The sequence below is a fragment of the Streptomyces sp. SAI-135 genome, assembly GCF_029893805.1.
Lineage (GTDB): Bacteria > Actinomycetota > Actinomycetes > Streptomycetales > Streptomycetaceae > Streptomyces.
In genome coordinates this window covers 6860119-6880530 of record NZ_JARXYP010000002.1, presented here as the reverse complement: position 1 = coordinate 6880530, position 20412 = coordinate 6860119, and the positions used below count along the sequence as shown (strand labels likewise).

The 20412-nt window shown below is 72.3% G+C and carries 19 protein-coding genes; 7 read left to right on the top strand and 12 right to left on the bottom strand.

Annotated elements, in window-relative coordinates:
• Positions 1–14 precede the first annotated feature (14 nt).
• Both M2163_RS35625 and cysC read left to right on the top strand, forming a co-directional pair.
• Positions 15–827, top strand: a complete 813-nt coding sequence (locus M2163_RS35625) for a PaaX family transcriptional regulator C-terminal domain-containing protein (RefSeq protein ID WP_280896021.1) — start codon at positions 15–17, stop codon at positions 825–827.
• Between the two features lie 113 nt (positions 828–940).
• Positions 941–1492 carry an adenylyl-sulfate kinase gene (gene cysC, locus M2163_RS35620; RefSeq protein ID WP_280848805.1) on the top strand — a complete coding sequence of 184 codons (552 nt, stop codon included), beginning with the start codon at positions 941–943 and terminating at the stop codon, positions 1490–1492.
• Between the two features lie 38 nt (positions 1493–1530).
• Here the strand turns inward: cysC and M2163_RS35615 are convergent, their stop codons facing one another.
• Both M2163_RS35615 and M2163_RS35610 read right to left on the bottom strand, forming a co-directional pair.
• Positions 1531–3807, bottom strand: a complete 2277-nt coding sequence (locus M2163_RS35615) for a bifunctional salicylyl-CoA 5-hydroxylase/oxidoreductase (RefSeq protein WP_280896020.1) — start codon at positions 3805–3807, stop codon at positions 1531–1533.
• A gap of 2 nt (positions 3808–3809) precedes the next feature.
• A complete protein-coding gene (locus tag M2163_RS35610) occupies positions 3810–4637 on the bottom strand; it encodes an enoyl-CoA hydratase family protein (protein WP_280896019.1) in 828 nt (275 codons plus the stop codon).
• A gap of 307 nt (positions 4638–4944) precedes the next feature.
• Here M2163_RS35610 and M2163_RS35605 point away from each other — a divergent pair, with 307 nt between their 5' ends.
• The gene (locus M2163_RS35605; protein WP_280896018.1) at positions 4945–5397 is read left to right on the top strand and encodes an ATP-binding protein; all 453 of its coding nucleotides are present in this window, start codon (positions 4945–4947) and stop codon (positions 5395–5397) included.
• A gap of 3 nt (positions 5398–5400) precedes the next feature.
• Here the strand turns inward: M2163_RS35605 and argF are convergent, their stop codons facing one another.
• Positions 5401–6408, bottom strand: coding sequence for an ornithine carbamoyltransferase (argF, locus tag M2163_RS35600; RefSeq protein WP_280896017.1), 1008 nt, complete (start codon positions 6406–6408; stop codon positions 5401–5403).
• A 59-nt stretch (positions 6409–6467) separates the two neighbouring features.
• Positions 6468–7691: an arginine deiminase gene (locus M2163_RS35595; protein ID WP_280896016.1), complete on the bottom strand. Its 1224-nt coding sequence runs from the start codon at positions 7689–7691 to the stop codon at positions 6468–6470.
• Positions 7692–7814: 123 nt separating this feature from the next.
• Here M2163_RS35595 and M2163_RS35590 point away from each other — a divergent pair, with 123 nt between their 5' ends.
• Positions 7815–8819, top strand: coding sequence for an SPFH domain-containing protein (locus M2163_RS35590; protein ID WP_280848813.1), 1005 nt, complete (start codon positions 7815–7817; stop codon positions 8817–8819).
• The gene (locus M2163_RS35585) at positions 8816–9706 is read left to right on the top strand and encodes a hypothetical protein (protein ID WP_280896015.1); all 891 of its coding nucleotides are present in this window, start codon (positions 8816–8818) and stop codon (positions 9704–9706) included. The genes M2163_RS35590 and M2163_RS35585 overlap by 4 nt, the downstream gene beginning before the upstream one ends.
• A gap of 20 nt (positions 9707–9726) precedes the next feature.
• Here the strand turns inward: M2163_RS35585 and M2163_RS35580 are convergent, their stop codons facing one another.
• From M2163_RS35580 to M2163_RS35570, 3 genes are all read right to left on the bottom strand, one after another.
• A complete protein-coding gene (locus M2163_RS35580; RefSeq protein WP_280896014.1) occupies positions 9727–12270 on the bottom strand; it encodes a polynucleotide kinase-phosphatase in 2544 nt (847 codons plus the stop codon).
• Positions 12267–13733, bottom strand: coding sequence for a 3' terminal RNA ribose 2'-O-methyltransferase Hen1 (locus M2163_RS35575; protein WP_280896013.1), 1467 nt, complete (start codon positions 13731–13733; stop codon positions 12267–12269). The genes M2163_RS35580 and M2163_RS35575 overlap by 4 nt, the downstream gene beginning before the upstream one ends.
• Positions 13734–13865: 132 nt before the next feature.
• On the bottom strand, positions 13866–14789 hold the full coding sequence (locus M2163_RS35570) for an LLM class F420-dependent oxidoreductase (RefSeq protein ID WP_280896012.1): 924 nt from the start codon (positions 14787–14789) through the stop codon (positions 13866–13868).
• Between the two features lie 212 nt (positions 14790–15001).
• Between M2163_RS35570 and M2163_RS35565 the strand changes: the two genes are divergently transcribed.
• Positions 15002–15172, top strand: coding sequence for a hypothetical protein (locus M2163_RS35565; protein ID WP_280848818.1), 171 nt, complete (start codon positions 15002–15004; stop codon positions 15170–15172).
• 151 nt (positions 15173–15323) lie between these two features.
• Here the strand turns inward: M2163_RS35565 and M2163_RS35560 are convergent, their stop codons facing one another.
• From M2163_RS35560 to M2163_RS35545, 4 genes are all read right to left on the bottom strand, one after another.
• A complete protein-coding gene (locus tag M2163_RS35560; protein ID WP_280854068.1) occupies positions 15324–15794 on the bottom strand; it encodes a DUF6099 family protein in 471 nt (156 codons plus the stop codon).
• Positions 15795–15971: 177 nt separating this feature from the next.
• Positions 15972–16298 (bottom strand): nucleotide pyrophosphohydrolase, encoded by a 327-nt coding sequence (locus M2163_RS35555; protein WP_280848819.1) that lies wholly within the window; start codon positions 16296–16298, stop codon positions 15972–15974.
• Complete coding sequence (locus M2163_RS35550) at positions 16295–17488, bottom strand: ATP-binding protein (RefSeq protein ID WP_280896011.1); 1194 nt, start codon at positions 17486–17488, stop codon at positions 16295–16297. Before M2163_RS35550 ends, M2163_RS35555 begins: the two co-directional genes overlap by 4 nt.
• A gap of 81 nt (positions 17489–17569) precedes the next feature.
• Positions 17570–17959 (bottom strand): cell division protein SepF, encoded by a 390-nt coding sequence (locus tag M2163_RS35545; protein WP_280848822.1) that lies wholly within the window; start codon positions 17957–17959, stop codon positions 17570–17572.
• Between the two features lie 268 nt (positions 17960–18227).
• Here M2163_RS35545 and M2163_RS35540 point away from each other — a divergent pair, with 268 nt between their 5' ends.
• Positions 18228–19898, top strand: a complete 1671-nt coding sequence (locus tag M2163_RS35540; RefSeq protein WP_280896010.1) for a hypothetical protein — start codon at positions 18228–18230, stop codon at positions 19896–19898.
• Here M2163_RS35540 and M2163_RS35535 read toward each other — a convergent pair.
• Entirely contained in the window at positions 19879–20394 is a 516-nt protein-coding gene (locus M2163_RS35535) for a YceI family protein (RefSeq protein ID WP_280896009.1), read from the bottom strand. The two genes, M2163_RS35540 and M2163_RS35535, sit on opposite strands and share 20 nt — an antisense overlap.
• Positions 20395–20412 lie beyond the last annotated feature (18 nt).

Here is a 20412-nt window from a genome sequence, read left to right as displayed (position 1 = left end):
CCACACGACCTAAGATGATCAACGTGTCCGACCAGCATGCACCACGGTCTCTCATCGTCACGCTCTACGGAGCCTACGGCCGCTTCATGCCGGGCCCCGTGCCCGTCGCCGAGCTGATCCGGCTGCTGGCCGCGGTCGGCGTGGACGCCCCCTCCGTGCGGTCCTCGGTATCCCGCCTCAAGCGGCGCGGTCTGCTGCTCCCGGCCCGCACGGACCAGGGCGCCGCCGGCTACGAACTGTCGCCGGACGCCCGCCAGCTCCTCGACGACGGCGACCGGCGCATCTACGCGGCGACCCCGCCCGGGGACGAGGGCTGGGTGCTCGCGGTATTCTCGGTGCCCGAGTCGGAGCGGCAGAAACGGCACGTGCTGCGCTCCCGCCTGGCCGGACTCGGCTTCGGCACGGCGGCCCCCGGGGTGTGGATCGCCCCGGCCCGGCTGTACGAGGAGGCCCGGCACACGCTCCAGCGGCTGCGGCTGGACCCGTACGTGGACTTCTTCCGCGGCGAGCACCTCGGCTTCGCGGCCACCGTCGAGGCGGTCGCCCGCTGGTGGGACCTGGCCGCGATCGCCAAGGAGCACGAGGCGTTCCTCGACCGCCACGCGCGCGTGCTGCGCGACTGGGAGAACCGGGCGGACACCCCGCCCGAGGAGGCGTACCGCGACTACCTCCTCGCCCTCGACTCCTGGCGCCATCTCCCCTACGCCGACCCCGGCCTGCCCGCCCCGCTGCTGCCTGAGGACTGGCCGGGCGAGCGGGCGGCGGCGGTGTTCCGGGGTCTGCACGAGCGACTGCGGGACGCGGGGGCGACGTTCGCCGGACTGTGATCCCGGACACATCACAGGCGCCTAAGACAACCCTCAGGGTCCTCTGCGCCTCTTCTCAAGTTTCTCGCCTAGCGTCCCCCGGGTCGTCGTGAGAAAGAAGAGGACCGTTGCGCATGACCACCACGGCAAGGGCTCGGGGAGCCACCGTCTGGCTGACGGGACTGCCGAGCGCGGGCAAGACGACCATCGCCCGCCTGCTGAGTGATCGGCTGAGGGCGGAGGGACACCGCGTGGAGGTCCTGGACGGCGACGAGATACGCCGCTTCCTCACCGCCGGCCTCGGCTTCTCCCGCGAGGACCGCAACACCAACGTCCAGCGGATCGGCCTCGTCTCCGAGGTCCTCGCGCGCAACGGCGTCCTGTCCCTCGTCCCGGTGATCGCGCCGTACGCCGACAGCCGCGAGGCGGTGCGCGAGCGGCATGAGGCGAGCGGGACGCCGTACGTCGAGGTGCATGTGGCGACGCCGGTCGAGGTGTGCCGCGCACGGGACGTGAAGGGGCTCTACGCCCGGCAGGCCGCGGGCCGGCTCACCGGTCTGACCGGGGTGGACGATCCGTACGAGCCGCCGACGGACCCGACGCTGGTCCTCGGGACACAGGACCGGACGCCCCGGGAGTCGGCGGACAGCGTGTACGCGGTGCTGGCGGCACGGGGACTGGTCTGACGACGGCGGGCGGACCCGTCCGACGGGCGGGGCCGCCCTCAGGTGCCCAGCGTGAGCCGGGGCCTGGGGGCGTCCGTGCGCCCGGTCTGCGGCCGTCGGCTGCCCGCGCGGTAGGGGTCGGGCCAGACGACACCGGGGCCGTCGTATCCCTGCTCGGCCGCCGCGTGCAGGGTCCAGTGGGGGTCGTAGAGATGCGGCCGGGCCAGCGCGCACAGATCCGTACGCCCGGCCAGGATCAGTGAGTTGACGTCGTCCCAGGAGGAGATGGCACCGACCGCGATCACCGGGACGCCGGTCTCGTGACGGATCCGGTCGGCGTACGGCGTCTGGTACGAGCGCCCGTACTCCGGGTGCTCCTCGGCCACGACCTGTCCGGTCGACACGTCGATCGCGTCGGCACCGTGCGCGGCGAAGGCGCGGGCGATCTCGACGGCGTCCTCGGCCGTGTTGCCGCCCTCGGCCCAGTCGGTGGCGGAGATGCGGACGGTCATGGGCCGTTCCTGCGGCCACACCTCCCGGACGGCGTCGAAGACCTCCAGCGGGAAACGCAGGCGCTTGGCGGGCGAGCCGCCGTAGGCGTCGGTGCGCCGGTTGGTCAGCGGGGAGAGGAAGCCGGAGAGCAGATAGCCGTGGGCGCAGTGCAGTTCGAGCAGGTCGAAGCCGGCGCGGGCGGCCCGCCAGGCGGCTTGCGTGAACTGCAGGCGGATGTCCGTCAGTTGGGCGCGGCCGAGTTCGCGGGGGGTCTGGCTGACGGGTTTGTACGGGATCGGGGAGGGCGCCACGACCGGCCAGTTGCCCTCGGGCAGCGGTTCGTCGATGCCCTCCCACATCAGCTGGGTCGAGCCCTTGCGGCCGCTGTGGCCGAGCTGCACACCGATCGCGGTGCCCGACGACCGTGCGTGCACGAAGTTCGTGATGCGTTTCCAGGCCTCGGTCTGTCTGCCGTTGTAGAGGCCGGTGCAGCCGGGCGTGATGCGTCCCTCGGGCGAGACGCACACCATCTCGGTCATCACCAGCCCGGCGCCGCCGAGGGCCCGGGCGCCCAGGTGGACCAGGTGGAAGTCGTCGGGGACGCCGTCGGTGGCGGAGTACATGTCCATCGGCGACACCACGACCCGGTTGCGCAGGGTCAGACCCCGCATCCGGAACGGGGTGAACATCGGGGGCGTGCCCGGCGGGCAGCCGAACTCCCGCTCCACGGCGCCGGTGAAGCGGGCGTCGCGCAGGCGCAGGTTGTCGTGGGTGACCCGGCGGCTGCGGGTGAGCAGGTTGAAGGCGAACTGGCGGGGCGGCTGGTCGAGGTAGAGGCCGAGGTTCTCGAACCACTCCAGGCTGGCGCGGGCGGCGCGCTGCGTGGAGGCGACGACGGGTTTGCGCTCCGTCTCGTAGGCCGCCAACGCCCCGGCCAGCGACGGCTGTTCCTCCAGGCAGGCGGCCAGGGCCAGGGCGTCCTCCACGGCGAGCTTGGTGCCGGAGCCGATGGAGAAGTGGGCGGTGTGGGCCGCGTCGCCGAGCAGCACGGTGTTGCCGTGCGACCAGTGTGCGTTGACCACGGTGCGGAAGGTGGTCCAGGTGGAGTTGTTGGAGCGCAGGGGACGGCCGCGCAGCGCTTCCGCGAAGATCTTGGCGCAGCGGTCGACGGATTCCGCCGTGTCCGGTTCGGCGAAGCCCGCCGCTCGCCACACCTCCTCGCGCATCTCGATGATCACGGTGGAGGCGTCGGACGCGTAGGGGTAGCCGTGGAGCTGCATCACGCCGTGCTCGGTCTCGGCGATCTCGAAGCGGAAGGCGTCGAAGGGGAAGTCGGCGGCGAGCCAGATGTAGCGGCAGTGGTGCGAGGTCACATGGGGCTGGAACACATGGGCGTGGGCGCCGCGTGTGGTGCTGTTGACTCCGTCGGCGGCGATGACGAGGTCGTGGGTGTCCGCGAGGCCGGGCGGGGCCTCGGTGCGGAAGCGGAGGTCGACGCCGAGGGCGCGGCAGCGGTCGTGCAGGATCTCGAGGAGCCGTCGGCGGCCGAGGGCGGCGAAGCCGTGGCCCCCGGAGGTGTGGCGGACGCCCCGGTGCACGATGTCGATGTCGTCCCAGCGGACGAAGTCCTGGCACAGGGCCTCGTAGACCTGGGGATCCGCGTGTTCGATGCCCCCCAGGGTCTCGTCGGAGAGGACCACGCCGAAGCCGAAGGTGTCGTCGGGGGCGTTGCGTTCCCAGACGGTGATGTCCCGCCGGGGGTCGAGCCGTTTCAGCAGGGCCGCCGCGTACAGCCCGCCGGGGCCGCCGCCGACGATCGCGATGCGCGGGACGGAGGTGGGCATGGTCACCGCCCCTTCCATTTGGGCGGCCTCTTCGCGGTGAACGCCTCGTGGAACTCCCGGTAGTCCTCCCCGCTCATCAGCAGGGCCTGTGTGGAGGCGTCCAGTTCCACCGAAGCCGCCAGCGGCATGTCCAGCTCCGCCGTCAGCAGCGCCTTCGTCTGGGCGTAGGCGAGGGCCGGGCCCTCGGCCAGGCGCCGGGCCAGGGCCTGGGCGGCCTCGTCGGCGCCGCCCTCCTGTGTCAGTTCGCTGATCAGGCCGATGCGCTCGGCCTCGGCGGCGCGGACCGGTTCGCCGAGCATGAGGAGACGGGTGGCGTGGCCGAGGCCGACCACGCGGGGCAGCAGGTAGGCCGCGCCCATGTCGCCGCCGGACAGGCCGACCCGGGTGAAGAGGAAGGCGAAGCGGGCGGAGGGGTCGGCCACCCGGAAGTCGGCCGCCAGGGCGAGCACCGCTCCCGCGCCCGCCGCCACCCCGTGCACGGCCGCGATCACCGGGAACGGGCACTCCCGGACGGCCCGCACCACCTGGCCCGTCATCCGGTTGAAGTCGAGGAGCCGGGCGGTGTCCATGGCGAGGGTGGCGCCGATGATCTCGTCGACGTCACCGCCGGAGCAGAAGCCGCGGCCCTCGCCGGCCAGGACCAGGGCCCGTACGGAACGCTCGCGGGAGAGTTCGGCGAGCAGGTCGCGCAGGTCGGCGTAGGCGCCGAAGGTGAGCGCGTTGAGTTTGTCGGGGCGGGCGAGCGTGACGGTGGCGACGCCGTCGGTGAGGTCGACGCGCAGATGGTGCCAGTCGGGGGTGCGGGCGGCGGAGCCGGTGAAGGGGCTCATGTCCGTGCGGCCTCCTCGTGCTCGGGCGGGGTGCGAGGTTCGAGGTGCGCTCTGCCCTTCGAAGCTATCACTCATCTTTGACTGTCGTCATGAGTGCGCGATAGAGGCATCCGCGGGTGACCTGGTCGCGTCACATCCGTCACGGCTCCTCGACAGACCGGCAACGGCGGGATCAGCCGTGCGAGGCAAGCCGTTGCTACGGGTAAGCCGCCTGCCGACGGGGCCGAAGGTCCCGCGCGGTGCCCGCCGGACGACTCGGCCGACGGCGCCGTACCATTCATACGGTTGAAAGCAGGACAGCCTGCTCATGAACGGACCCGCCTTGCAAGATCGCCCCCCAGCCTCCGCCTCCTGGCGCATCGCGCTGCCGCATTCCGCCGCGGCCGTGCCCGTGGCCCGCGCTCTGGTCCGCGCCGCGCTGACCGAGCTGGAGCACGGGGCGGACTGCGACACCGCGGAGCTGCTGACGGCCGAGCTGGTGGCGAACGCCGTGGAGCACACCGCCGGCGACACCCCGATAGAGCTGGTCGTGGAGCTGCTGCCGACCGGCTGCCAGGTCGAGGTGCACGACCCGGACCCGGCACCCCCGGGTCATCTCACCCAGCCGGACACCAGGGAGCCCGACCCCTGGCAGGAGCACGGCAGGGGACTGCTGCTAATCAGGGCGCTCAGCTCGTCGTGCGGGCACCGCCCGACCGAGACCGGCAAGGCGGTGTGGTTCCGGCTGCCGACGGTGCCGCCCCAGTGGCACCCGGCGTGACGCTCAGGCCAGCGTCGCCACCAGCACGGCCTTGATCGTGTGCAGCCGGTTCTCCGCCTCGTCGAAGACGACCGAGTGCGCCGACTCGAACACCTCGTCCGTGACCTCCAGGGACTCCAGTCCGTGGGCCTCGAAGATCTCCTGCCCCACCTTGGTGCCGAGGTCGTGGAAGGCGGGCAGGCAGTGCAGGAACTTCACGTCCGCGTTCCCCGTGGCCCGCAGCACGTCCATGGTCACGGCGTACGGGCCGAGGGCCGCGATCCGCTCGTCCCACACGTCCTTCGGCTCCCCCATCGAGACCCAGACGTCGGTGGCGACGAAGTCCGCCCCCCGCACCCCCTCGGCCGCCGACTCCGTGAGGGTGATCCGCGCCCCGCTGTCCACGGCGAGCGCCTGCGCCCGCTCGACGACGTCCTGCGCGGGCCAGTAGCTCTTCGGCGCGACGATCCGCACGTCCATCCCCAGCAGGGCACCGGTGATCAGATACGAGTTGCCCATGTTGAACCGCGCGTCGCCGAGGTAGGCGAAGGCGATCTCCCGGACCGGCTTCGCGGTGTGCTCGGTCATCGTCAGCACGTCGGCCAGCATCTGCGTGGGGTGCCAGTCGTCGGTGAGCCCGTTGTACACCGGCACGCCGGCGTATGCGGCCAGCTCCTCCACCTTCTGCTGGCTGTCCCCGCGGTACTCGATCCCGTCGTACATCCGGCCGAGCACGCGCGCGGTGTCGCGCACGGACTCCTTGTGCCCGATCTGCGAGCCGGACGGGTCTAGGTAGGTCGTCGAGGCCCCCTGGTCCGCCGCCGCGACCTCGAACGCGCAGCGGGTGCGCGTCGAGGTCTTCTCGAAGATCAGCGCGATGTTCTTCCCGCTCAGGTGGCGTGTCTCGGTCCCGGCCTTCTTGGCGGCCTTGAGCTCGGCGGCCAGCCCGACGAGGCCGAGGAACTCCTCCGCCGTGAAGTCGAGCTCCTTGAGGAAGTGGCGCCCGGCGAGGGCGGTGGGGACAGTCGCCATGGGGGCGCTCCAGAGGGACGGGAACAGGACACTGGAAGTCTATACGATATTCGGCATTTCTATACAGCCGCCCTCTCCACCGGACAGCTCATGCAGCGCGGTCCGCCCCTGCCCCGCCCCAGCTCGCTGCCCGGGATCTCGATGACCTCGATGCCCTGCTTGCGCAGATGGGTGTTGGTGGTGGCGTTGCGCTCGTAGGCGACGACGACACCCGGCTCCACGGCCAGGACGTTGCAGCCGTCGTCCCACTGCTCGCGCTCGGCCGCGTGCACGTCCTGGGTGGCGGTCAGGACCCGGATCTCGCTCAGTCCGAGGGCGGCGGCGATCGCGCGGTGCATGTGCTCCGGCGGATGGTCGGTGACCTTGAGCTCCTTGTCGCCGACGCCCGGCTCGATGGTGTACGACCGCAGCATGCCGAGCCCGGCGTACTGGGTGAAGGTGTCGCCGTCGACCATCGTCATCACGGTGTCCAGATGCATGAAGGCCCGCCGCTTCGGCATGTCGAGGGCCACGATCGACTGCGCGGAGCCCGCGGCGAACAGCTTGTGCGCGAGCATCTCGACCGCCTGGGGCGTGGTCCGCTCGCTCATGCCGATGAGGACGGCGCCGTTGCCGATGACGAGGACGTCCCCGCCCTCGATGGTGGACGGATAGTCGGCCTGCCCCTCCGACCAGAGGTGGAACGTCTCGTCGCGGAAGAGCGGGTGATGGCGGTAGATCGCCTCGAAGTGGACCGTCTCGCGCTGCCGGGCGGGCCACTTCATGGCGTTGACGGAGACCCCGTCGTATATCCAGGCGGAGGTGTCGCGGGTGAACAGGTGGTTGGGCAGCGGGGCCAGGAGGAAGTCGTCGAGGTCCATGACGTGGAAGCGCACGGAGGTCGGCTCCGGGTGCGCCTCCAGGAACTCCCGCTTGGTCATCCCGCCCACGAGGGCCTCCGCGAGCTCCGCGGCGGGCAGCGCCTCGAAGGAGGCCCTCAGGTGGTCGGTGGCCAGCGGGCCGTACTCCTTCTCGTCGAAGACGCGGTCGAGCACGAGCGAGCGGGCCGCCGGGACCTCCAGAGCCTCGGTGAGCAGGTCGCCGAAGAGGTGCACGGCGACCCCGCGGTCGCGCAGCACGTCGGCGAACCCGTCGTGCTCGGCGCGCGCCCGGCGCACCCACAGCACGTCGTCGAAGAGCAGCGCGTCCTTGTTGCTGGGGGTGAGCCTTTTGAGCTCGAGATCCGGCCGGTGCAGGATGACGCGGCTGAGCCGCCCGGCCTCGGAGTCGACATGGAGTCCCATGCCTCCATCCTGACCACCGGGGGCCGTCTTGACCCCTCCGTCCGCCCGGGTTTCTTCTTCTCGTCCCCTTGACGACAATCCCGTCTCACAGTTATCGTCCAATAGACGAAAAGAGGGGGCTCGATGGCCGACATCACCCGGCGCCTCGGTTGGCGCCATCTGCGCGGTGCGCCCACGGCGCACATCCGCCACCACCGCGGCGGCAAGCTGCTGCATGACGGTCCGGGGCTCAGCTTCTGGTTCCGCGCACTGACGGCCGCGCTCTCCGAAGTCCCGGTGGACGACCGCGAGTTGGCCATGACCTTCCACGCCCGTACGTCCGACTTCCAGGACGTGGCGGTGCAGGCGACCGTGACCTACCGGATCGGTGACCCGGCCCTCGCCGCCGCCCGCCTGGACTTCTCCATCGACCCGGACACCGGGGTGTGGCGGGGCGCCCCCCTGGAGCAACTGGGCACGCTGCTCACGGAGACGGCCCAGCAGCACGCGCTCGACGTACTGGCCCGCACCCCCCTGTCCGCCGCCCTGGTCGACGGGGTGACCGCGGTGCGCGAGCGGGTCGCGGCCGGCCTGGACGCCGAACCCCGGCTGCCGGCCACCGGCATCGAGGTGGTCGCGGTGCGTGTGATGGCCCTGCGACCCGAACCGGAGGTGGAACGGGCCCTGCGCACCCCCGCCCGCGAGCAGATCCAGCAGGAGGCCGACCGGGCGACCTACGAACGGCGGGCCGTCGCCGTGGAGCGCGAGCGGACCATCGCCGAGAACGAACTGGCCAGCCAGATCGAACTCGCCCGCCGTGAGGAGCAGTTGGTCGAGCAGCGCGGCACCAACGCCCGCCGGGAGGCCGAGGAGCACGCGGCGGCGGACGCGGTACGGGCCGAGGCGGAGGCGACGCGCTCGGTACGGCTGGCCCGTGCGGAGGCCGAGGGAGTGCGCGCGGTCGGTGACGCGAAGGCGCAGGCGCAGGCAGCCTGGCTGAAGGTGCACGAGGACGTCGGGGTCGCCACCCTGCACGCCCTGACCGGGACCCGGCTCGCGGAGAACCTGCCGCACATCGACAGCGTGACGATCTCGCCGGACGTGCTGACGGGTCTGCTGGCCAAGCTGGGCGCGCGGGAGCCGGAGTGAGTCTCGCCCCACGGGCCGTCCTGGTCCATCGCACCACCGAGTACGAGGAGTTGGTGGCCCACCACGGCACCCACGGCCAGGCCGCCTTCTTCCTCACCTCACGCGGCCGCGACATCGCGGAGGTCGCCGAACGCCATGAGCGCACCCGCCGGGCGCTCGCCGACGTGACCTCCGCGATCCCCCTGACCTGGCGCCAGGCACGGGTGGAGCGGGGGGACTTGGACCGCTTCCTGTTCGCGCCCGAGGACGTCGTGATCGTGGTCGGCCAGGACGGGCTGGTGGCCAACGTGGCCAAGTACCTGTCCGGGCAACCGGTGCTGGGCATCGACACCGAGCCCGGCCGCAACCCCGGTGTCCTGGTACGGCACCGCCCGCGGGACACGGCCAAGCTACTGGCGGTGGCCGGTGCGCGGGTCGACGAGCTGACGATGGTCGAGGCCGTCGCGGACGACACCCAGCGGCTCGTCGCACTCAACGAGATCTACCTGGGCGCCGCCGGTCATCAGACCGCCCGGTACCGCCTGGGCCTGGAGGGCGACGGGGGTGTCGTCGAGGCCCAGGCCTCCTCGGGGGTGCTGGTGGGGACGGGGACCGGGGCCACGGGCTGGCTCCGGTCCGTGTGGCAGGAGCGGGGCGCCGCCCTGCGGCTCCCCGCCCCGACGGAGACCCGCCTGGTCTGGTTCGTCCGCGAGGCCTGGCCGTCCCCGGCCACCGGCACCTCCCTGACCGCCGGCGAACTCCCCGCCCCGGCCCGCCTCCGCGTCACCGTCGAGTCCGAACGCCTGATCGCCTTCGGGGACGGGATGGAGGGCGACGCGCTGGAGCTGACGTGGGGGCAGAGCGTGGAGGTGGGCGTGTGTGGGGAGCGGTTGCGGTTGGTGGGGTGACCGTGGGGTCACCCCACCGCTCACAAGCGGGGATCCACCGGCTCCGACTCCAGCGCCAGCACCCCGAACACCGCCTCGTGCACCCGCCACAGCGGCTCGCCCTCCGCCAGCCGGTCCAGGGCCTCCAGGCCGAGGGCGTACTCGCGGATCGCGAGGGAGCGCTTGTGGTTCAGGAACCTCTTGCGCAGACGGTCGAGGTTCTCCGGGCGGGTGTACTCGGGACCGTAGATGATCCTCAGGTACTCCCGGCCGCGGCACTTGATGCCGGGCTGGACCAGACGGCCCTCCGTGCTGCGGACCACCGCGCCGAGCGGCTTGACGACCATGCCCTCGCCGCCGCGGCCGGTCATCTCCAGCCACCAGTCGACGCCCGCCCGCACCGACTCCGGGTCACCGGTGTCCACGTAGAGGCGCCGGGTGGTCTGGAGCAGACCGGTGCTGTCGTGCTCCACCAGGCGGTCCAGCACAGCCAGCTGCTCGTCGTGCGGGAGCCCGGCGAGGCTGCGGCCCTGGACCGCCAGGATCTGGAACGGTGCCAGACGGACGCCGTCCAGACCGTCGGTGGTCCAGCAGTAGCGGCGGTACGCCTCGGTGAACGCGCCTGCCGCGTCGGCCCGTTCCCGCTGGCGGGCCAGCAGGTCCGACACGTCCACGCCCCGGTCCGCGGCGCCCTGGAGCGCGGCCAGGACACCCGGGAACACCGCGCCGGACGCGGCGCCGACGGCCGCGTACTGCGACCTCAGCAGACCACCGGCCTTCAGCGACCACGGCATCAGCTCGGCGTCCAGCAGCAGCCAGTCGGTGTCGAGTTCGGACCACAGGCCGGCCTCGCCGATCGCCGTCCGCAGGCGGTCGAGGACCGTCTCCGTCACCGACTCGTCGTCGAAGAAGGGGCGGCCCGTGCGGGTGTAGAGCGAACCCGTGGGTCCGTCCACGCCGAAGCGCCTGCGGGCCGTCTCCGCATCCCGGCAGACCAGGGCCACGGCTCGCGAGCCCATGTGCTTCTCCTCGCACACGACCCGCTCCACACCGTCCGCGGCGTACTGCGCGAACGCCTCCGCCGGGTGCTCCAGGTAACCGTCGACACGCGAGGTCGCCGTCGGTGCCATGGTCGGCGGGAGGTACGGCAGCAGCCGCGGGTCCACCGCGAAACGGCTCATGACCTCCAGGGCCGCCGCCGCGTTCTCCTCGCGGACCGCCACCCGGCCCTGGTGCCGGGTCTCGACGGCCCTGCGGCCGTGCACGTCGGCCAGGTCGAGCGGCCGGCCGTCGTGCCCGCCGGGCGCCTCCGACCTCAGCGGCTTCGCCGGCTCGTACCAGACCCGCTCCGCCGGTACGTCGACCAGCTCCCGCTCCGGCCAGCGCAGTGCCGTGAGCTTGCCGCCGAAGACGGCGCCGGTGTCCAGGCAGATGGTGTTGTTGAGCCAGGTCGCCTCCGGGACCGGGGTGTGGCCGTAGACCACGGCGGCCCGGCCTCGGTAGTCCTCCGCCCACGGGTAGCGCACCGGCAGTCCGAACTCGTCGGTCTCACCGGTGGTGTCGCCGTACAGGGCGTGCGAGCGGACCCGGCCCGAGGTGCGGCCGTGGTACTTCTCCGGCAGACCGGCGTGGCAGACGACCAGGCGGCCGCCGTCGAGGACGTAGTGGCTGACGAGTCCGTCGATGAACTCCCGCACCTCGGCGCGGAACTCGTCCGAGACGCTCTCCATCTGCTCGATGGTCTCGGCCAGGCCGTGGGTGTGCTGGACCTTGCGGCCCTTGAGGTGACGGCCGTACTTGTTCTCGTGGTTGCCCGGCACGCACAGCGCGTTGCCCGACTTGACCATCGACATCACGCGCCGCAGCACACCCGGGCTGTCCGGACCGCGGTCGACGAGGTCGCCGACGAAGACCGCGGTACGGCCCTCGGGGTGGACGCCGTCGACGTAGCCCAGCTTGCCGAGCAGCGACTCCAGTTCGGAGGCGCAGCCGTGGATGTCGCCGACGATGTCGAAGGGGCCGGTGAGGTGGGTCAGGTCGTTGAAGCGCTTCTCGGTGACGACGGTGGCCTGCTCGATGTCGTCGACCCCGCGCAGGACGTGCACCTTGCGGAAGCCCTCGCGCTCCAGATGGCGGACGGAGCGCCGGAGTTCGCGGATGTGGCGCTTGATGACGCGGACCGGCATGTCGGCCCGGTCGGTGCGGCCCGCGTTGCGCCGGGCGCACACCTCCTCGGGCACGTCCAGGACGATGGCGATCGGCAGCACGTCGTACTTCTTGGCCAGGTCGATGAGCTGGCGCCGGGAGTCGGACTGCACGCTGGTCGCGTCGACGACCGTGCGCCGGCCGGCGGCCAGGCGCTTGCCCGCGATGTAGTGCAGGACGTCGAAGGCGTCCTTGGTGGCGCCCTGGTCGTTCTCGTCGTCCGAGACCAGGCCCCGGCAGAAGTCCGAGGAGACCACCTCGGTCGGCTTGAAGTGCCGGCGGGCGAAGGTGGACTTGCCGGAGCCGGAGGCGCCGACGAGGACCACGAGGGAGAGGTCGGTGACGGGCAGAGTCCGTCCCGTGCGCTGGGTCTCGGTCATGCCGCCTTCGCCTCCTTCTTCTCGGTGCTGAGCGTGAACGTGGCCATCTGGGTGGGGGGACCCACTTCGGGGTCGTCCGGTCCGACGGGCACGAACTCCACGCCGTAGCCGTGCCGTTCGGCCACGGAGGACGCCCACGACCGGAACTCCTCGCGCGTCCACTCGAAGCGGTGGTCGCCGTGCCGGACGTGCCCGGCCGGGAGCGACTCCCAGCGGACGTTGTACTCGACGTTCGGGGTCGTCACGAGGACGGTCCGCGGGCGGGCCGCGCCGAACACCGCGTACTCCAGGGCGGGCAGCCTCGGCAGGTCGAGGTGCTCGATCACCTCGCTGAGCACGGCGGCGTCGTACCCCTTGAGCCGCTTGTCGGTGTACGCGAGCGAGCCCTGGAACAGCTGGACGCGGGAGGCCGTCCGCTCCCCCATGCGGTCCAGCTTCAGCCGCCGGGAGGCGATGGTGAGCGCCCGCACCGACACGTCCACGCCGACGATCTCGGTGAACCGCGGGTCCTTGAGCAGTGCCTGCACCAACTGGCCCTGTCCGCACCCGAGATCGAGCACGCGGGCGGCTCCGGCTGCGCGCAGTGCCTCCAGGATCGCCTCGCGGCGCTGGACGGCGAGCGGGGTCGGCTTCTCCTCGGTCTCGGTCTCCGCCTCGACGGCGTTGTCGATGTCCTCGACCTCGCTGTCGTCCGTCTCGGCGAGCCGCACCAGCTCCAGGCGCTCCATCGCCTCACGCGTCAGCGACCAGCGGCGGGACAGGTAGCGGCTGGTGATCAGCTTCTGCTCCGGGTGGTCGGGCAGCCAGCCGTCACCGGCCCTGAGCAGCTTGTCGACCTCGTCGGGGGCCACCCAGTAGTGCTTGGCGTCGTCGAGGACCGGCAGCAGGACGTACAGGTGGCGCAGGGCCTCGGCAACGGTGAGCCGCGCGGACTCCAGTTCGAGGCGGACGTAGCGCGAGTCGCCCCACTCCGGGAACTCGGCGTCCAGCGCCACCGGTTCGGCGGTCACGGTCCAGCCGAGCGGCTCGAACAGTCGGCGCACGACTTCCGGGCCGCCCCGGGCCGCGACGGCGGGCACCTCGATACGCAACGGCCGCGGCTGCGAGGGGAGTTCGGGCTTGGCGTTGCACACCCCGCGCATCGCGCTGGAGAAGACCGCGCTGAGGGCCACGGCGAGCAGCGAGGAGGCCGCGTAGGGGCGGTCGTTGACGTACTGCGCGAGGGCCGCATCGGGGGCGCCGCCGCGTCCCTTGCCCTTGCCGCGCCTGACCAGCGCCACCGCGTCGACCTCCAGCAGCAGCGCCGCCGTGCAGCGCTGGTCGTCCGCCTCGGGGTACAGGACGTGCGCCCTGCCGTAGGAGGTGGAGAACGCCTGCGCCTTCTCGGGATGCTTGTGCAGCAGGAAGCCGAGGTCGGTCGCGGGGCGCTCGGGAGTACCGGTGGTACTGATCGTCAGAAACATGCGAGTGGCCTTTCCGGCCGGTGGACGGGACAGGGTGCCGTGCGCGCGCGAGCCCCCGGGAAGGGTGATCCCGGGGGCTCGGCAGGACGACGCCCTCAGCTTCGCACAGGGGCTGCGACCAGTGCCTTCGATTTACGACAGCTGCGACTGGACCTGCGCGGAGATCAGCTCCAGGTGGTCCAGGTCGTCGAGGTCCAGGACCTGGAGGTAGATCCGGCGGGAGCCCACGGCGGCATAACGGCCGATCTTGTCGACGACCTCGGCGGGGGTGCCGGCCAGGCCGTTGGTCTTGAGCTCCTCGACCTCACGGCCGATCGCCGCGGCACGACGGGCGACCTCCTGGTCGTCCTTGCCGACGCAGACCACGAGCGCGTTGGAGAAGGTGATCGCGTCGGCCGCGCGGCCCGCCTCCTGGGCGGCGGCGCGGACCCGGCCGAACTGGGCCTCGCTGTCCTCGGGCGAGGCGAACGGCATGTTGAACTCGTCGGCGTAGCGGGCCGCGAGGCGCGGGGTGCGGGTCGTGCCGTGGCCGCCGATCAGCACGGGGATCTTGTCCTGCGCGGGCTTGGGCAGCGCGGGCGACTTCGTGAGGTCGTAGTGCTTGCCGTGGAAGTCGAAGGTCGCGCCGGGCTCGGTGGCCCACAGGCCGGTGACGATCTCCAGCTGCTCCTCCAGGCGGGGGAACTTCTCCTTCGGGAACGGGATGCCGTACGCCGTGTGCTCCTCCTCGAACCAGCCCGCGCCCAGGCCCAGTTCGACGCGGCCGCCGGACATCTGGTCGACCTGGGCGACCTGGATGGCGAGGACGCCGGGCAGCCGGAAGGTGGCGGCGGTCATCAGGGTGCCGAGGCGGATCCGCTCGGTCTCGCGGGCGAGGCCGGCGAGGGTGATCCAGGCGTCGGTGGGACCCGGCAGTCCGTCGGCGTCACCCATCTTCAGGTAGTGGTCGGAGCGGAAGAACGCGTCGAAGCCGAGGTCCTCGGTGGCCTTGGCGACGGTGAGGAGGGTGTCGTAGCTCGCGCCCTGCTGGGGCTCGGTGAAGATGCGGAGATCCATGACTCCATCCTGCACGCAGGGGTGAGCTGCGGCCTCACCGGTCCCCGTGGCCTCCGCCGTCCCCGGGCGGGTGAAATTCGGCCCCGGCGCATGCGAGGGCCGGCGGTGCCAGTGACCGGGCCCTTCGGTGATCGTTGGCTCGGGCGGAGCCGGCACGTCGTCGCCGGTGCGTCGTCCGTCACCCGTGTGGGTCCTGGGCCGAGGAGGCCGTCATGTCCGAAGAAACCGTGCCGCTGACTGCGGGGGCTGGGCAGCCGAAGGGGTTGTTGCAGCAGATGGAGGAGCTGATGGCGGCGCTGAACGCGGACCTGTCGGCGTTGGACGCGGATCTTCAGGGGGCCGGGGGTTCGGTACGGGAGGCTGGTGAGGAGGAGGCCGGCTGAGGTCGGTCGTCGGCTGCCGGCCGGTGGGGGCAGGTCGCGCGGTTCCCCGCGCCCCAAAGAAAGTGGGTGCGGCCGAGGCAGAGACGGGCTGCACCCCCTCAGGGGCGCGGAGAACCGCGCGACCAGCCGCGACGCACCCGTGGCCGACAACTCACCCCGCTTCCCGTTCAGGCAGCTCCTCCCCCCGGTCCGCCAGTCTTCGCAGCATCTGCAGCACCCGGTCCCGCGACTCGTCCGCCGCGTCGATGGCCTCCATGCACTGCCAGTAGGTCGTCTCGTCGTCGGCCGCGCAGGCCAGGCCGACCAGGGCTATCCCCACCTCGCCGAGGAGACCGCCGAGGTAGAGGAGGGCCTGGCGGGCGTCACCGAGCTCGGTGAGCTGCGCGGCCCGCAGCTCGGCCAGGGCGATGTCGGGACGCTCCAGGACCCCGCAGCCGCGGCCCGCCAGCTCGGTCAACCCCAGTGCCTCGCCCCGCAGTTCCGGCGGTCCGGCGACCGCGAGGCGGCTCCCTATGGCCTGGGCCAGGGCCTGCGCCTGCCACACCTCCGCCATGACCTGAGGCGTCTCGCCGCCCCCGGCCAGGGCACGCCTGCTCGTCACGATGAGCCGCACCGCGTCCATCGGCTGCCCCCGTCTGTCGCGACGTACCCCGCGCACGTCCGCCCGAACTCCCTTGTCCACTACCCAGAGTGAGGTAGCTCGGAACGAAAAACCAGAGGTAGGCGGAAATCTGTGGACAACAAATCGGTTTCGGGCCTCTTTTTCATCACTGAGAGTGAAAGCGGATGGGATCCGTCCTCAGGGTGCCGGAAACCGCCGCTCGTTGCGGTCGATCTTGGCGTCCAGCGCGGCCAGCGGATCGACGCCGAGCACCTCGCACAGCTGGAGCAGATAGGCGAGCACGTCGGCGATCTCGTCCCTGACGCGGTGCGCGGTGTCGGGGTCCGCCATGACCCGCTCCGACTCCTCGGGGGTCAACCACTGGAAGATCTCGACGAGTTCGGAGGCCTCCACGCTGAGCGCGGCGACGAGGTTCTTGGGGGTGTGGTACGGCTGCCAGTCACGTGCCGCCGCGAAGTCGGCCAGCCGGCGCTGCAGTTTCGCCACGTCGAGGGGTTCTGTCACGGCTCCAGGTGTACCACCGTGACCCCGTCCGTCCCCGTGGCCCAGGAGGCGTCGCTGACCGCGCCGACGAGCCGGATGTGTCCGCGCTCGCACATCCGCACGGCCAGCCGCAGCAGCTCGGTCCGCTGGCGTGGGTCCAGGTTCCGGTCGAGGTTGTCGGCGAGCACGGTGAGCGTCTGCATCGCCGCGGGCACCTCGCCGGCCGGGTCGACCTCCAGCACCCCGGGCCCGGTGAGCAGTACCAGGGCGAGCGCGAGATACCGCAACTCGCCGTCGCCGAGCCGCCCGAGCTCCGTCCGGCCGCCGTCCCCGCGGTCGAGCAGGGCCCGGACCAGCCCGGCGGGCAGGGCTTCGGCGAGCACGTCGGCCACGGGGCCCGCGCATCCGGCGCGCACCGCGGCGACGAGTTGCGCGTGCCGTCGGCCGCACTCCGCGCGGGTGCGCCACAGGACGTCGGCGAGGTTGTCGCAGCCGCCGAGCAGCCGTCCGGAACCGGTCGGGACGGGCAGGCGCATGCGTCCGGGCCGCGGGTCGCAGCCGAAGACGCAGCGCAGGGCGACGACCATCTGCTCGGCGGCGGCCAGGACGCGCCGCTGTCCTTCGGTGCGGCCGGCCACGCGCAGCGGAAGCAGGGGGGTGCCGAGTCGGTCGTCCGGGAGCGGGGCGCGGGTGACCGGCGCGCTGCCGGCGGTGTGCCAGGCGGCCTGCACGGACCGGCGGGCGGGGTCGCGCAGGGCGGTCTCCAGCAGGACGAGCCCGCCGGACGCCAACCGCTCGCCCACGATGCGCAGTTCGGGCTCGGCCTGGACGGCGACGTCGAGCCGGACCGGTCCCTCGGGCCCGTCGGCCGTGCAGCCGATGCGGAAGCCGCGGCGGCGCTGTGCGTCGGGGCGGGCCCGGTCGGGGACACAGGAGACGGGCCGGGCGAACACCTCATCGAGGCTCGCGCCGCCACCGAGCCGGGCGAGCGCCTCGTACGCCCTGAGCGCGCTGGTCTTGCCGCTGCCGCTGCGCCCGGCGAACAGGGTCAGCGGCCCGAGGGGCAGCGCGGCCCGCCGGTGCACGGCGTACGCGGAGAGCCGCAGTTCGGTGAGGTGCGGCCGGTCGGGGCGCTCGCCGTCCCGCGACAGCTCCGCGAGCTGGGGAGCCGACCGGGCCGGCACGACGGAGGAGGTGGGGGACACGCGCATGTCCGGACCGTAGGACTCCGCCCTCGGACGAACCGTTCCTCCGCGGCGGCCTTCCCACGAACGGGCTAACGTCCCCGCGGCTCAGACCCCCGGCATCCCCGCGCTCTCCATCAGGCCCGTCACCTCGGTCCCGGCCGGAGTGAGCAGGAACACGTTCCGGTCCACCCGGTGCATCCCGCTGGCCAGGCCGAAGACGACACCCGTGCTGAAGTCGAGGACCCGCTTGGCGACCTCCGTCTCCGCGCCGGTGAGGTCGAGCAGGACGGGGATGCCGGCCATCAGGGTCTCGGCGACCTCACGGGCGTCCGCGAAGACGTTGATCCGCAGGACCACGAAACGGCGCCGGGCCTCGGTCTCGGCCTCCGCCATGGACCGGTGGTCGACCGCGGACGGCCATGCGTCCCGCCCGCGCAACGGAACGACCTGGGCGAGCCCCTCCCACTGTTCATCGGTGACGTCGTACCTGTTCACCGGCTCCCCCCGCTCCGACTCGCCTTCAATGCCTGCACCAGCCAATTCTTACGCCAAGTCACCCGTTCGGCCCAACAGCGACACGGTCCGCGACCGTCCCGGCGGTCACATCGCAGCGCCGCCGGCCGTGGACGAATGGGTCTTACCCGCCTCACACCGGACTCTTGGCGTCCGTCGCAGGGGCCCTCACCAGGTCCGATTAGCGTCCGATGCCGTGCTCTTGACAGATACTCGGCTGCCGGCGCCCGGCCGGCCGACCCGGCCTTCGGTGTCCACCGCCCCGGACACCCCGGCGCAGTGGCATCGCGTCCTGACACTGCTCGCGGACATCAGCCTCTTCATCGGCACCCGTGACGTGTGGACCGAGGCGGCGGTCCACCGGCCCGCCGTGGCCGCGGTCATCTCGGTCTGCTACGCCTCGATCCTCGTCTGCGGGGTCCTGGCCCTGGTGGTGCGCGGCCGGCGGTCCCTCGCCCGCGTGGACCTGTGCGTGCTGGTGACCGGTCTGACGCTCGCCGTGTGCGCGTTCGTCCTGATCCACCGCGGCACCGACGAGGCCGCCCTCACCACCCAGGCGGCCCGCGACCTGGTCGCCGGGCACGGGATCTACGGCCGTCCCTGGCCGTGGCTCTTCGGCGGCCACGGCATCGCGGTCACCCCGACCGTCGCGGGCGGCTACGACTACACGTACGGCTATCCCCCGCTCGCCCCGCTGCTGACCGCTCCCCTGCTGTGGCTGGGCCACGGCGGCCTGCCGGCCATGGCGGTGAGCACGGGCGCGCTGCTGGTGGGCACGGTCGTGCTGTGGCGGCTGCTGCCCACGCCGTGGCGGCCGGCGGCGACCATGGTGTGCCTGGGGTTCTCGATGATTCCCCTGTACGGCCGTCTCGGCTACCCGGCGATCCTGGCGCTGGCCCTGCTGGTGCCGGTGGTGGTGCGCTGGCCCCGGATCGGCCGCGGCGGCCGGTTGGGGTGGGCCGGGGCGGCCCAGGCCGCCTGTCTGGGCGCGGCGTGCGCGGCGCAGCAACTGCCCTGGTTCCTCACGCCGTTCCTGCTCGCCGGGATCCATGCCGTGCGGCGCGGGGAGCTCGGGGCGCGCGGGGCGGGTCTGGTGGTGCTGCGGCTCGCCGGGGTCGCCGCCGGCGTGTGGCTGCTGATCAACGCGTACTTCGTCGTGAGCCGGCCGGCCGCGTGGCTGGAGGGGATCGCGCTGCCGCTGACCCAGGGCGCGGTGCTGCACGGGCAGGGCCTGATGGGCGTGTCGCTGTACCTCACGGACGGCAGCGACCGGATCGACTGGTACGGCTGGGCGAGCCTGCTGCTGCTCGCCGGGCTGCTGGCGCTGTTCGTGCTCTTGGTGCGCCGCCTCGGCCCGGCGGCGACGGTGCTGCCGTGGCTGGCCTTCTGGCTGGCGACCCGTTCACAGGACGGCTACTACCTGCTGATGACCCCGCTGTGGGTGGCGGCGGCGGTCACCGCGCCCGCGTCCGAGTTCGCGGGGGCCTGGCAGCCGTTGTCGGCCCGGCTCGCCGGAGCGCACCGGCGTCCGGCGCGGATCGCCGCGGCCGTCCTGCTGCTGGCTCCGGCCCTGGCGAGCGCGGCGCTGGCGGCCACCGGCTCGCCGCCGCTGCGCATGCAGGTCTCCTCCGTGCGGCACGGGGTCCGCACGCTGTCCCGGCTGACCCTGCGGGTCACCAACACGGACGACGACGCCCTCACGCCCCACTTCACCCTCACCCGGGGCCAGGGCATGTACCCGTACTTCTCGGTGCTGCGGGGGCCGGCCGTGCTGCCCGCCCACTCGACGGCGACCTATGAACTGCGGCCGCCCGGGGGGACGTACGCCCTCCCGAAGCCGGGTCAGCGCATCCGGCTCCGGGTGTTCACGTCCTCGCCGCAGACCCTGTCGAGCGCCTGGGTCAGGCTGCCGACCGCTTGAAGCGGAGCGAGGCGGTGACCGTGGTCAGGCCGCGGATCATGCCGAGCTGGTTCCAGCCCAGGCCGAAGTGCTCGCGGTCCACCGAGAACTCGGCCTGCAGCGTGACCGCGTCGGCGTCCGCGTCGACGAGCCGGGCCGTGAAGGACTGGGGGCGGCTGATGCCGCGGGCGGTGAGCTGACCGATCACGTGCACCTGGTCGCCGTCGCGCAGTTCGGCGCTGCGCACCGCGAAGGTGATCTCGGGGTGGTTCTCGACGTCGAAGAAGTCGGATCCGCGCAGGTGCTCGTCCCGCTTGGCGTTCTTGGTGTCGAGGGAGGCGGCGTCCAGGGTCATGGTGCCGACGGCGGACCCGTCGGCCCGCACCTCGCCCTGACCGTCCACGGTGGTGAAGGCGCCCTTCACGGTGACCAGGCCCCACATCGTCCTGTGCTTGAGCGCGACGGTGGTGGCGGTCCGGTCGAGCTGCCAGGTTCCGGTTTCGACGGCGACGGTCATGATCCCTCACTCATGTAG

Coding starts and splice junctions, on each gene's coding strand:
- argF (WP_280896017.1), bottom strand. CDS start 6,408: ATGGCGACTGTCCCCACCGCCCTCGCCGGGCGCCACTTCCTCAAGGAG.
- M2163_RS35625 (WP_280896021.1), top strand. CDS start 15: ATGATCAACGTGTCCGACCAGCATGCACCACGGTCTCTCATCGTCACG.
- M2163_RS35595 (WP_280896016.1), bottom strand. CDS start 7,691: ATGGGACTCCATGTCGACTCCGAGGCCGGGCGGCTCAGCCGCGTCATC.
- M2163_RS35560 (WP_280854068.1), bottom strand. CDS start 15,794: ATGGACGCGGTGCGGCTCATCGTGACGAGCAGGCGTGCCCTGGCCGGG.
- cysC (WP_280848805.1), top strand. CDS start 941: ATGACCACCACGGCAAGGGCTCGGGGAGCCACCGTCTGGCTGACGGGA.
- M2163_RS35550 (WP_280896011.1), bottom strand. CDS start 17,488: ATGCGCGTGTCCCCCACCTCCTCCGTCGTGCCGGCCCGGTCGGCTCCC.
- M2163_RS35565 (WP_280848818.1), top strand. CDS start 15,002: ATGTCCGAAGAAACCGTGCCGCTGACTGCGGGGGCTGGGCAGCCGAAG.
- M2163_RS35590 (WP_280848813.1), top strand. CDS start 7,815: ATGGCCGACATCACCCGGCGCCTCGGTTGGCGCCATCTGCGCGGTGCG.
- M2163_RS35615 (WP_280896020.1), bottom strand. CDS start 3,807: ATGCCCACCTCCGTCCCGCGCATCGCGATCGTCGGCGGCGGCCCCGGC.
- M2163_RS35605 (WP_280896018.1), top strand. CDS start 4,945: ATGAACGGACCCGCCTTGCAAGATCGCCCCCCAGCCTCCGCCTCCTGG.
- M2163_RS35610 (WP_280896019.1), bottom strand. CDS start 4,637: ATGAGCCCCTTCACCGGCTCCGCCGCCCGCACCCCCGACTGGCACCAT.
- M2163_RS35535 (WP_280896009.1), bottom strand. CDS start 20,394: ATGACCGTCGCCGTCGAAACCGGAACCTGGCAGCTCGACCGGACCGCC.
- M2163_RS35575 (WP_280896013.1), bottom strand. CDS start 13,733: ATGTTTCTGACGATCAGTACCACCGGTACTCCCGAGCGCCCCGCGACC.
- M2163_RS35580 (WP_280896014.1), bottom strand. CDS start 12,270: ATGACCGAGACCCAGCGCACGGGACGGACTCTGCCCGTCACCGACCTC.
- M2163_RS35570 (WP_280896012.1), bottom strand. CDS start 14,789: ATGGATCTCCGCATCTTCACCGAGCCCCAGCAGGGCGCGAGCTACGAC.